Source organism: Salegentibacter agarivorans, assembly GCF_900113135.1.
Lineage (GTDB): Bacteria > Bacteroidota > Bacteroidia > Flavobacteriales > Flavobacteriaceae > Salegentibacter > Salegentibacter agarivorans.
Map to the genome: position 1 here is coordinate 43,607 of NZ_FOOH01000002.1, position 12,362 is coordinate 55,968.

The window sequence follows — 12,362 nt, forward strand, 5'->3', positions numbered from 1 at the left end:
GGAATGGAAAATATAAAATTAGGATTAAAAGAGAACTGGAAACAATTTAGTTTATTGGTATTGGTAAATGCCTTTGTTGGCGGAATGGTAGGGCTGGAACGAAGTATTTTGCCTGAAATTGCCGAAAAAGAATTTGGTATTGCGGCAACCAGTGCCATTTTATCTTTTATTGTAGTTTTTGGAGTGGTAAAGGCAATTTCCAATTATTACGCCGGGGCATTGGCAAATAGGTATGGAAGAAAAAACCTGTTGGTTTTGGGATGGTTTTTTGCTATTCCCATTCCTTTTATCCTCATTTATGCTGAAAATTGGAATTGGATAATCGCCGCCAATGTCTTACTCGGAATAAACCAGGGATTGGCCTGGAGTAGTACCGTAGTGATGAAGATTGACCTGGTGGGTGAAAAGCAGCGTGGTTTTGGAATGGGTTTAAATGAGTTTGCCGGGTATTTTGCAGTAGCTGTTGTAGCTTTTCTTACGGGTTGGATCGCTTCGGAATATGGGGTAAGACCTTATCCTTTCTACCTGGGAATTGGACTTATGATTCTGGGGTTGCTCTTTAGTATTTTCCTAATTAAAGATACGCGCCACCACGTTGCCAAAGAGGAGGGAAGCAGCGATATGTTGCGATTAAAAAATATTTTCTGGGATACCACCTGGAAAGATAAAAACCTTGGTTCCGTTAGTCAGGCGGGGTTAATCAATAATTTGAATGATGGAATGGCCTGGGGATTATTTCCTATTTTACTTTCCGGAAAAGGTTTTAATCTTGAACAAATAGGAATTGTTACCGCACTTTATCCTGCAGTTTGGGGAATAGGCCAACTGTTTACCGGAAGAATGGCCGATATTTTTAGTAAGAAAGATATGCTGTTTATTGGGATGCTTCTGCAGGCCATAGTTCTGGTAATATTAGTTTGGGCTGAAACAATGACGCATTTTGTGATACTTTCTTCTTTACTGGGCTGGGGAACCGCAATGGTTTACCCGACTTTCCTTGCAACTATTGCCGATAACACCCATCCGCAGGATCGGGCAAAAAGTATTGGTATTTTTAGACTTTGGCGTGACCTGGGATACGCGATAGGAGCTATCTTAACCGGGGTAATTGCAGATTTGGTGAGTATTGAAGCGGCGATTATGTTAATAGGAATTCTAACTTTAATTTCAGCCGGAATTATTTTTCTTCGAATGGATTACAAAGACAATAAGGCTGTGAAATTACTTAAATTTAAAAATTAACTTTAATATCGGATAGGTTATATATAACTTCAACCGATAATTTGTATCTTTGTGCTATGTGGGAAGTAGATGTAAGATATAGAGAAGAGATGCAAAGCACTTTTGAACGCTTGTTCGAAAAGAGAGCAATGCTGGAAAAAGCCAGGCCGTTGCCCAATATCGCTTTGAAAAAAATGAAAGAAGTTCTTTCTATAGAATGGACTTATAATTCAAATAGTATAGAAGGGAATACCCTTACCCTTAGGGAAACTCAAATGGTGTTGCAAGAAGGAATTACCGTAAAGGGAAAGTCACTGCGAGAGCATTTTGAAGCTAAAAACCACGAAACCGCTTTAGATTATCTGTACACCCTGGTTAAACCGGGTTATCAATTAAATGGTAAAGATATTCTCAAATTACACGAGCTGGTTTTAAGAAGCATAGAAGATGATTTTGCCGGGAGATTAAGAAATTCTGGTGTGCGTATCGCTGGGGCAAATTTTGTGCCGCCTAATGCCCAAAAGGTTTCCGGGTTATTTGATGAATTAGTGAATTTTGTAAATGAAAATAAACAGCAGTTAAATGTAATTGAACTGGCGATGGTTTTTCATCATAAATTTGTTTGGATTCATCCATTTTTTGATGGAAATGGAAGAACGGTGCGTTTGGCGATGAACCTTATTTTAATGAATGCAGGTTTTCCACCAGCTATTATTCTACGTAACGATCGCAAAAAATATTATGCCGCACTAAATGCTGCAAATAAGGGAGATTATAACAAGCTTGCACTATTAATGTGCCAGGCCTTAGAGCGTACTTTAAATATTTATATTCAGGCGCTGCCAGATAATGATGCAAATTATACTGAAATTTCTAATTTGGTAGAGGAGGAGCAATTACCTTATGGCCAGGAATATATTAGTTTACTGGCAAGGCAGGGAAAAATTGACGCCTATAAAGAAGGCAGAAATTGGCTTACTACTAAAGAAGCAATTCATGAGTATATTAAAAACAGAAAAAGGAAGCGATAGTTTGTTCTTCTCTAAAGGTGAAAAGTAATTATACCTTTCTGAGGTTATAAATTAATAAGCCAGAAATTCACAAATAATAAATAATTAGTGAATTCCTGGCTTTTATTTTTTAAGCTGGTACTTCTGCTTTTTGTTCAATAAGATTTTCGGATTTTAGTTCTTCCCAGAATTTCGCTGGGATTTTTTCTTCCAGGGCTTTAATATTTTCCTGAACCTGTTCCGGTTTGCTGGCTCCAGCCAAAACTGTTCCTGCTGCCTTTGGAGCTAAAGAAAACTGAAGCGATGCAGCCACGAGGTTTACTTTATGTTTCTCAGCAATTTTCAATATTTTTTTATATCGATCTGAAATATCATCGGGCATTTTTCCATCATAATTATAACGCTTTTGTCCGGCAAGTAAGCCTGCATTAAATGGCGCAGCATTTATTAAAGTGGCTTCGCTTTTTTCTATTGCCGGTAATAGACGTTCCAGGGCATCATTATGGTGAACCAAAGAATATTGAATAGCCGAAAGAAAAACATCTGGTTTTGCAACTTCCAAAGTTTTTAAAATAGGTTCTATGGTATTTACTCCCAATCCCCAGGCTTTAATGAGACCTTCTTCTTTCATTTTTTCAAGCTCTGGTATTGCGCCTTTCTTCGCAACTTCAAAATGATCTTCCCAGGTGGTTCCTTCCTCGTACTCATCATTATGATCTGGTGAGAGATCGTGAATAAAAGCATAATCTATACTTTCTACACCTAAGCGCTGCAAACTGTCTTCTACCGAGCGGCGCACAGCTTCAGCTGAATAATCATATTTATAATCAAAAGGTGCAGGATTATTCCACATTGTTTCAGGAACATTTTTAGTGGCTTTTAAAACCCGGCCAACTTTGGTAGAAAGTACGTAATCTTCTCGTTTTTTATTATGTAGAAAGTGCCCAAATCTTCTTTCGCTTAAGCCTAATCCATACCAGGGCGAGGTGTCATAATATCTCACGCCGGCTTCCCAGGCTCCTTCCAGTGTTTTTTCAGCTTCAGCATCGCTTATTTGTTTAAATCCGTTACCAATGGCGACTCCGCCTAAACCGAATTTATGTTCTAATATAAACTGACTCATAATTTTATAGTTTTATATCTTGATTTCTTATTATTTTCAATATTAAAATTAAAACAGAAAAGCCTTACGTCATTGCTATTTAACAAAGACTAACATTTTTTGCCCGGCCTTTGTTAAGATGCACTTAATTAAGAAAAGCAGGTGAAATTTAGTACTGTAACAAAAGTTACTGCCCTAAACGTAGGATTATTATATTTTTGCCTTGTAAAACTTAATTAACCGGTTGGAAAAGTACTTAAACATAATTGCCAATTCATTTTCAGGTTATTTTAATTACCTGGTTAATGAAATTAGCAATCCGTCCTGGACCAATTATTTTTATTGGCTTATTGGATTGTCCCTTTTAGTTTGGGTATTGGAAATTTTAATCCCCTGGAGAAAAGATCAAAAGATATTTCGAAAGGATTTCTGGCTGGATACGTTCTATATTTTATTTAATTTTTTCCTGTTTTCGCTAGTTGGTTATAACGCGATCTCTAATGTTGCAGTAGAATTATTTAATGATTTCCTGGGCATTTTTGGAATCACTAATATTATAGCCATAGAAGTACAAAATTTCCCTGTTTGGGTACAGTTGCTTATTATGTTTGTGATTGCAGACTTTATCCAGTGGAATGTCCACCGGCAATTACACAAGCAGCCGTGGCTTTGGGAATTTCATAAAGTACACCATAGCGTTAAGGAAATGGGATTTGCGGCACAATTTAGGTTTCATTTTATGGAAACTATTGTTTATAAAACCGTGCAGTATATTCCGCTGGCAATGATTGGTTTTGGAATTCAGCAATTTTTTGTGGTACATATGTTTGCTGTATTTATTGGGCATTTAAACCACGCAAATGTAGGCTGGAACTATGGAATTTTTGGTTATCTTTTAAATAACCCTAAAATGCATATCTGGCATCATTCAAAGGAACTTCCGAAAGACAGGCCTTATGGAATGAATTTCGGTTTAAGCCTAAGCATTTGGGACTATTTATTTGGCACAGCATATATTCCGCAGGAAGGAAAAGATATAGAATTAGGTTTTAAAGGAGATGAAGATTTTCCTGAAGATTTTAAAAATCAAATGGTATTTCCATTTAGAAAAAAGAACGCACAATAAACAGTTTATAATTTAAAAGAATTAAAGAAATGAAGATAAAACAATTTAAAGACGATCCTTTAGCGCATTATTCTTACGCACTTGTAAGTAATGGAAAGATGGCCCTGGTAGACCCTAGCCGTAACCCTATGCAATACTATAAATATGCCGAAGAAAATAATGCAAAAATAGTAGCAGTTTTTGAAACGCACCCGCACGCCGATTTTGTGAGTGGACATTTACAAATTCAGCAGGAGACAGGATCCACCGTTTATATTAGTAAAAATGTTGGTGTAGAATATACGCATACTCCATTTGATGAAGGGGACGAAGTAAAAATTGGAGATGCCAGTATAAAGGCTATTCATACTCCCGGTCACTCGCCAGATAGTTTAACATTTATAGCTGAAGAAAACGGTGAAACCATTATGTTTAGTGGGGATACACTTTTTATAGGCGATGTTGGAAGGCCAGATTTACGTGAAAAAGCTGGAAATATGAAAGCAAAACGTGTAGAATTGGCGAAGCAAATGTACAATACCATGCAAACCAAATTTAACGAATTGCCAGATGATACCATAATCTATCCGGCTCACGGTGCAGGTTCGCTATGCGGAAAAAATATGAGTGATGCTTCTTCAAGTACTCTTGGAAATGAACGCCAGGGAAACTGGGCTTTTAAAGATCAAACCGAAGAGGAGTTTGTAGAAGAAATTTTAAAGGATCAGCCTTTTATTCCTGCCTATTTTGGTTTTAGTGTAGAGTTAAACCGAAAAGGAGCTTTAAATGTTCAAAAAGCGAAGTATGAAGTTCCGGTAAAACTTTATGTAGATTCTGTAGAAAAAGAAGGAATTACTGTAGTAGATACTCGTGATGGGGATGCGTATAAAAAGGGACATTTACCCAATAGTATTAATATCATGGCCCGGTCTGAAAGTGATAAATATGAAACCTGGCTGGGTGCTATTATCGAGCCTAAAGAGGAATTTTATCTTGTTGCTGAAAGCGTAGATCAAATTGACGATTTACTGGAAAGAACTGCGAAAATCGGTTATGAAAAGCAAATGAAAGGTGTAGTGACTTTATCTGAAAAAGTTTCAAAATCTTCGGATGATTTCAATTTAGAAGATTTTAAAGCCAATAAAGATAAATACACTATTGTAGATATTAGAAATGAAAGCGAGATTGCAGAAGGGAAGATCTTTGATGATGCTAAAGCAATTCCGTTGAATGAGCTAAGAAACCGTGCCGATGAATTACCAGATGACAAACCGTTTATGGTACATTGTGCCGGAGGATATCGTTCTGCTGCAGGAAGCAGTATTCTTGAAAATAAATTTAAAAACACTAAAGTTTATGATCTAAGTGAAGCGATTAAAGAGTTTTCGTAATTAATTAGTTATTATTTTAAAGCCCTGTAGATAATTGAATTTACAGGGCTTTTTTTATGTTTAATTGTACACAGATTGGTAATATCCAGAATCTAAATCTTGAAAACTCATAAGTAAAAGCTCCAAACTTTTTCTATATTTACAACACAAGCTTCAAATTAGATTTGAAAACTACGAAATATGGAAAAAAAATATAAGGTTAAGGTGAATAATTTATTTGAATTTGAATTTACCAAAGACCAGATCACCGCTTTAGATACACAGGAAATTGCCACTAAACATTACCATTTATTAAAAGAAAATCGCAGTTTTAAGGCTGAGGTTCTTACCGAAAACTTTCTTCAACGCAAGTACGATATTAAAATCAATTCTAATACCTATGAAGTAGCTATTTCCAATGAGTTGGATTTACTTATTGAAGAAATGGGACTTTCTCTTGGCACCGCGCAAATGATAAATGATATAAAAGCGCCCATGCCGGGGTTAATTCTGGAAGTTAATGTTGAGGAAGGTGCTGAAGTTAAAGAAGGGGATTACTTGCTGGTTTTAGAAGCTATGAAAATGGAAAATACACTTATTGCACCCAGGGATGGTGTGGTGAAATCGGTTTCAGTAAAAACCGGACAAACTGTTGAAAAGAACCAGTTATTAATTGAAATGGAATAAACCCTTAATCCTCCAAATGGGAATAATTAGAATTCAAAAGAAATAAAATGAAGAAAATATTAGTAGCCAATAGGGGAGAAATTGCTTTGCGGGTAATGAAAACCATTCAAAAAATGGGGATCAAAACCGTAGCTGTTTTTTCTAAAGCTGATAGAAATGCGCCCCACGTAAAGTTTGCCGACGAGGCGGTTTGCATAGGCGAAGCCCCTTCTAACGAATCTTACCTAAAGGGCGATAAAATTATTGAAGTAGCTAAAGAACTCGATGTAGATGGGATTCATCCTGGCTACGGATTTTTAAGTGAAAATGCAGGCTTTGCCGAAAATGTAGAGAAAAACGGCATTACCTGGATAGGTCCCGGTTCTAAAGCCATTAAAATTATGGGGAGCAAACTTGCCGCTAAAGATGCGGTAAAAGAATATGACATTCCAATGGTTCCCGGAATTGACGAGGCGATTACCGATCCAGAAAAAGCGAAGAAAATCGCTAAAGAGATCGGTTTTCCTATTTTAATAAAAGCTTCTGCCGGTGGCGGTGGTAAGGGAATGCGTATCGTTGATAAGGAAAAAGATTTGGAAGACCAAATGAAACGTGCCATTAGCGAAGCTGAATCAGCATTTGGTGATGGTTCGGTTTTTATAGAGAAGTATGTTTCTTCACCAAGGCATATTGAAATTCAGGTTTTAGCTGATTCCCACGGGAATTATATTCATCTATTCGAAAGGGAATGTAGTGTGCAGCGTAGGCATCAAAAAGTGGTGGAAGAAGCGCCATCGGTAGTGCTAGATTCAAGACTTCGAAAACAAATGGGCAAAGCTGCTGTAAAGGTAGCAAAGGCCTGTGATTATGTTGGCGCCGGAACCGTAGAATTTCTTTTCGATGAAGATCAAAATTTCTATTTCCTGGAAATGAATACTCGTTTGCAGGTTGAACATCCCGTAACGGAATATATTACCGGTGTAGACCTGGTAGAACAACAAATTAGAATTGCCCGGGGGGAAAAACTGAGATTGCTTCAGGAAGATCTAAAAATAAAAGGGCACGCGGTAGAACTCAGGGTTTATGCTGAAGATCCTATGGATAATTTTATGCCAAGTGTGGGAACACTTGATAAATACAGTATTCCTGAAGGTGAAAATATACGTGTAGATAACGGCTTTGAAGAAGGCATGGAAGTTCCTATTTATTACGACCCAATGCTGGCAAAATTGATTACTTACGGAAAAACCCGCGAGGAAGCCATTCAATTAATGCTGAAGGCGATAAAGCAATATGAAGTTGAGGGCGTAATGACGACCCTTCCGTTTGGAAAATTTGTTTTTGAACACGAAGCCTTCAGAAGCGGAAATTTTGATACCCATTTTGTAAAAAAATATTATTCCGCTGAGAAACTTGAAAATGAAATTGAAGAAGAAGCTAAATTAGCGGCTATTGTAGCTTTAAAGCAATATCTCAAAGATCAACAGGAGTTGAGGTTACCAATAAACTAAAAGTAACCTCAAACATTTAATCTAGATTATCGCGTAAAAAATAAATTGATGAGTCAGAATATAGAGAAGTTAAATGATAAAATTAAGCAGGCACATCTTGGTGGTGGCGAGAAACGCATAGCGAAGCAACACGAAAAAAAGAAACTTACCGCCCGGGAGCGTGTAGATTATTTACTGGATGAAGGTTCTTTTGAAGAAATTGGCATTCTGGTAACTCATAGAACTACCGGTTTTGGAATGGAAGATCAAAAGATCTATGGAGACGGAGTCGTAACAGGCTACGGTACCATAAGCGGAAAACTGGTGTATATTTTTGCCCAGGATTTTACGGTTTTTGGAGGTTCCCTTTCTGAAACACACGCCGAAAAAATTTGTAAAGTTATGGACCTGGCCGTAAAAGTTGGAGCGCCAATGATCGGCTTAAACGATTCTGGTGGAGCCAGAATTCAGGAAGGCGTAAAATCTTTAGGAGGTTATGCCGATATTTTTCATAGAAATGTAAAAGCATCTGGGGTTATTCCGCAAATTTCGGCGATTATGGGCCCTTGTGCCGGGGGAGCAGTGTATTCACCTGCAATGACAGATTTTACACTTATGGTTCAGGATACCAGTTATATGTTTGTAACCGGGCCTAATGTGGTGAAAACGGTAACTAATGAGGAAGTAACTTCCGAAGAACTTGGTGGGGCTTCAACGCACGCTACAAAATCTGGGGTAACTCATATCACGTCATTCAACGATATCGCCTGTCTTGAAGATATAAAGAAACTGGTGAGTTATATACCTCGAAATAACAAAAAGGCACCGGAGAAACTTCCGTATGAATTAGGTGATGAAATTAGGGAGGAACTGGATTCTTTGATTCCAGATAGTTCCAATAAACCTTACGATATGCACGAGGTGATTAGCGGAATCATAGACAAAGATTCATTTTATGAAATTCATAAAGATTACGCCGATAATATTATTGTTGGTTTTGCGCGCTTAGGCGGAAGAAGTATTGGGATTGTTGCCAATCAACCAATGAGTCTTGCCGGAGTTTTAGACGTAGATTCCTCTAAAAAAGCAGCTCGATTTACCCGTTTTTGCGATTGTTTTAACATTCCATTGCTAGTTTTGGTAGATGTTCCCGGTTTCTTACCCGGAACCGACCAGGAGTGGAATGGAATTATTCTCAACGGCGCAAAATTACTTTATGCACTAAGCGAAGCCACCGTTCCAAAAGTGACCGTAATTACCAGAAAAGCTTATGGCGGCGCTTATGATGTAATGAATTCCAAACACATTGGCGCTGATCTTAATTTTGCCTGGCCAACGGCAGAAATTGCGGTAATGGGAGCCAAAGGTGCCAGTGAGATTATTTTTAGAAAAGAAATTCAGGAAGCTGAAGATAGCGAAGCGAAACTAGCTGAAAAAGAGGCTGAATACGCTGAAACATTTGCAAATCCTTTTGAAGCCGCTCAACGCGGATTTATTGATGAAGTAATTATGCCTAAAGAAACCCGTAGAAAATTATTGAAAGCTTTTAGTATGCTGGAAAATAAAAAAGTGCTTAGACCCAAGCGAAAGCACGGGAATATTCCTCTATAGTTTTTAGACCTTTAAAACCCTTATTCTACTGCATTTAACAAGTTTGACGTAAATATGTCGCAAGGCTGTCGCAATATTTTTTTAAACCTCACTGTAGATTTGCTGAAACATATAAACTTATAATTATGCAGAACAATGAATTAGCAAACAGGGTAATTGAGCTAAGGAATAGAAAGGGATTTTCTCAAGAATTTTTAGCCGAGGAATCTGGAGTTAGCCTTAGAACTATTCAAAGAGTGGAAAATGGAGAAACCCAGCCAAGAGAAGATACTTTACAGCGAATTGCCAAAGGGCTTGGCGTAACTTCTGAAGAACTTATTGATTGGAAATTAGAGAAAAATAATAGTTATCTCGCATTACTGAATAGTTCAGCATTAAGTTTTCTTTTCTTTCCAGTATTAGGGATTTTAGTTCCATTAGTGATGTGGATATCTAAGAAAAATGAAATTCATAATATTAATAAAACAAGCAAAGAAATATTGAATTTTGAGATTACCTGGTGTATTCTGTTGTTTCTTACTTGTATAGGGTTTATTAGTATTAATTTTTACCGTGTACAAACAGCCTCGTATATTACTCCATCTTTACTGCTTAATCCTATAATATTTTGGTTGATAATCTGTTTTCTTTACCTGTTTAATTTAGTCATCGTTCTTTATAATTCATTTCGATTGAAGGCTGAAAAGAATGTTTTATATTTTTTTAGAATACCATTTTTAAGGTAGGTTTGTAGTATATGTTGCTAAAAATAATATATGAAATTCAATAAAATTGTTTGTGTAGACCATACAAAATTAGAAGACTGGGCCATAGAAGAACTCCAGGAATTTAGCGAAGCTAAAGTAAAGGTTTATAAAGAAAGTCCGGATTCAGAAAAAGAGCTCATTGAACGAATTGGCGATGCAGAAGCGGTAATAGTTTCCTGGAAAACGCAAATCCCTGAAAATGTTATAAAAGAATGTAGCAACCTTAAATATATTGGGATGGCCTGCAGCCTTTATGATGATGAATCGGCGAATGTTGCTGTAGATTTTGCCAGGAAGCAAGAAATTACCGTGAAAGGTATTTTCGATTATGGCGATCCTGGGGTTATAGAATTCATTATTTCGGAATTAATAAGATTACTGCACGGATTTGGTAAACATCAATGGCGAGAAATGCCGGTGGAACTTATCGATAAAAAGATTGGAATTATTGGTTTGGGAACCACCGGGCAACTTCTGGCCGAAGCTTTATTGCCGCTTGGAGCCGATCTTTATTATTTCAGCAGAAGTAGAAAAAAAGACTGTGAAGAAAAAGGAGTCAAGTATTTAGAACTGGAAAAATTGCTGAAAACTTCAGAAATTATCTCGCTTCATCTTCCAAAAAATACCAGGCTCCTTGGAAAAGAAGAATTTAAAACTTTTGGTGCGGGAAAAATTTTAATCAATACTTCGCTGGGACTTCCTTTTAAGGAAGGAGCTTTTGCAAACTGGATAAAATCTGAAGGTAATTTCGGGATTTTTGATGGTGATGGGGGAGCTTCACTTTCTAAAGATACAAAAGCATTAGATCGTGTAATTTCTTATACTAAAAGCGCAGGTTGGAGTGCTGAAACTCAAAAACGCTTATCTGAAAAGGTATTGGAGAATTTGAAATCTTATTTCAAATAAACCTCAAAATATATAATTCAAACCTCAAAGGTTTTCAAAACCTATGAGGTTTTTTGTTGTAACATTTGTTACTGTCTTACTTCGTAAATTACAGTTAATTTGCACCTCATTAAAAAAATGAACTATGGAATGGATTTTTGAGCCCTGGCCCTGGTATGTATCGGGTCCGCTTATTGCTTTAATAATGTTTTTACTAATTTTTATTGGGAAACAGTTTGGAATGTCTTCCAACCTTAGAACCATGTGTACAATCTGCGGTGCCGATTCTAAAGCCGATTTCTTCAATTTCGATTGGAAATCTCAACGATGGAATCTTATTGTGGTTGCAGGAGCGATTATTGGCGGATTTATTGGAGCAAATTTTTTAAGTAACGATCTTTCTGTAGCAATAAATCCTGATACGATTACAATTTTAGATGACCTTGGCTTTAATAGTGCCGGTGAAGCTTACCTACCAACTGAAATATATAGTTGGGAAGCAGTTGGCGGAATTAAAGCGCTTATCATTTTACTGGTAGGCGGAATCTTAATTGGATTTGGTGCTCGCTATGCCGGTGGTTGTACATCTGGGCACGCTATTTCTGGACTTAGTAATTTGCAATTACCTTCTTTAATTGCCGTTATCGGATTTTTTATCGGTGGTTTGGTGATGGTACATTTATTATTTCCTCTAATATTTTAAATTGAAATTATGAGAAGTATAGGATATTTATTGATAGGTATATTTTTTGGAATCGTAATGTTTAAATCTGAAGCGGCTTCGTGGTTCAGAATTTATGAAATGTTCCAGTTCCAGTCGTTTCATATGTATGGAATTATAGGTTCGGCATTATTTTTAGGAGTTATTGGCGTTCAAATTATAAAACGTAAGAACCTGAAATCTTTTTTTGGAGAACGAATTTCGTTTACACCAAAAGAAAAGAGTTTTAGCCGCTATATGTACGGCGGAATTATCTTTGGATTAGGTTGGGCGTTAGCCGGTGCCTGCCCGGGACCAATTTTCACCTTAATTGGTGCAGGATTTTTACCAATTCTAATCGTATTTATAGGTTCGCTTTTAGGCACTTTTTTATACGGATTGCTTCGGAAGAAACTTCCGCATTAATAAAAATTTTGGGTTTCGGCGGGAAAGAAA

The 12,362-nt window shown here is 37.0% G+C and carries 12 protein-coding genes; 11 read left to right on the forward strand and 1 reads right to left on the reverse strand.

Features of this window, described 5'->3' with window-relative positions; translation table 11 throughout:
- The first annotated feature begins 3 nt into the window (after positions 1–3).
- Positions 4–1,242, forward strand: a complete 1,239-nt coding sequence (locus BM084_RS02215; protein WP_093302547.1) for an MFS transporter — start codon at positions 4–6, stop codon at positions 1,240–1,242.
- 56 nt (positions 1,243–1,298) lie between these two features.
- A complete protein-coding gene (locus BM084_RS02220; protein WP_075326717.1) occupies positions 1,299–2,252 on the forward strand; it encodes a Fic family protein in 954 nt (317 codons plus the stop codon).
- Positions 2,253–2,361: 109 nt separating this feature from the next.
- On the opposite strand, the gene BM084_RS02225 is transcribed toward BM084_RS02220, so the two are convergent.
- The gene (locus BM084_RS02225) at positions 2,362–3,354 is read right to left on the reverse strand and encodes an aldo/keto reductase (RefSeq protein ID WP_093302550.1); all 993 of its coding nucleotides are present in this window, start codon (positions 3,352–3,354) and stop codon (positions 2,362–2,364) included.
- Between the two features lie 223 nt (positions 3,355–3,577).
- Here BM084_RS02225 and BM084_RS02230 point away from each other — a divergent pair, with 223 nt between their 5' ends.
- The 9 genes from BM084_RS02230 to BM084_RS02270 all read left to right on the forward strand — a co-directional run bounded on the left by BM084_RS02230 (position 3,578) and on the right by BM084_RS02270 (position 12,332).
- Positions 3,578–4,459, forward strand: coding sequence for a sterol desaturase family protein (locus BM084_RS02230; protein ID WP_075326719.1), 882 nt, complete (start codon positions 3,578–3,580; stop codon positions 4,457–4,459).
- A gap of 29 nt (positions 4,460–4,488) precedes the next feature.
- Positions 4,489–5,829, forward strand: coding sequence for an MBL fold metallo-hydrolase (locus tag BM084_RS02235; protein WP_075326720.1), 1,341 nt, complete (start codon positions 4,489–4,491; stop codon positions 5,827–5,829).
- A gap of 180 nt (positions 5,830–6,009) precedes the next feature.
- Positions 6,010–6,495, forward strand: coding sequence for an acyl-CoA carboxylase biotin carboxyl carrier protein subunit (locus BM084_RS02240; RefSeq protein ID WP_075326721.1), 486 nt, complete (start codon positions 6,010–6,012; stop codon positions 6,493–6,495).
- 47 nt (positions 6,496–6,542) lie between these two features.
- Complete coding sequence (gene accC, locus BM084_RS02245; protein ID WP_075326722.1) at positions 6,543–7,985, forward strand: acetyl-CoA carboxylase biotin carboxylase subunit; 1,443 nt, start codon at positions 6,543–6,545, stop codon at positions 7,983–7,985.
- A gap of 48 nt (positions 7,986–8,033) precedes the next feature.
- Positions 8,034–9,575: an acyl-CoA carboxylase subunit beta gene (locus BM084_RS02250; RefSeq protein WP_075326723.1), complete on the forward strand. Its 1,542-nt coding sequence runs from the start codon at positions 8,034–8,036 to the stop codon at positions 9,573–9,575.
- Between the two features lie 125 nt (positions 9,576–9,700).
- Positions 9,701–10,300, forward strand: coding sequence for a helix-turn-helix domain-containing protein (locus BM084_RS02255; protein ID WP_075326724.1), 600 nt, complete (start codon positions 9,701–9,703; stop codon positions 10,298–10,300).
- Between the two features lie 30 nt (positions 10,301–10,330).
- Positions 10,331–11,227, forward strand: a complete 897-nt coding sequence (locus BM084_RS02260; RefSeq protein ID WP_093302552.1) for an NAD(P)-dependent oxidoreductase — start codon at positions 10,331–10,333, stop codon at positions 11,225–11,227.
- Positions 11,228–11,351: 124 nt separating this feature from the next.
- Positions 11,352–11,909: a YeeE/YedE family protein gene (locus BM084_RS02265; RefSeq protein ID WP_075326726.1), complete on the forward strand. Its 558-nt coding sequence runs from the start codon at positions 11,352–11,354 to the stop codon at positions 11,907–11,909.
- Between the two features lie 9 nt (positions 11,910–11,918).
- Complete coding sequence (locus BM084_RS02270; RefSeq protein ID WP_075326727.1) at positions 11,919–12,332, forward strand: DUF6691 family protein; 414 nt, start codon at positions 11,919–11,921, stop codon at positions 12,330–12,332.
- The last annotated feature ends 30 nt before the right edge of the window (positions 12,333–12,362 follow it).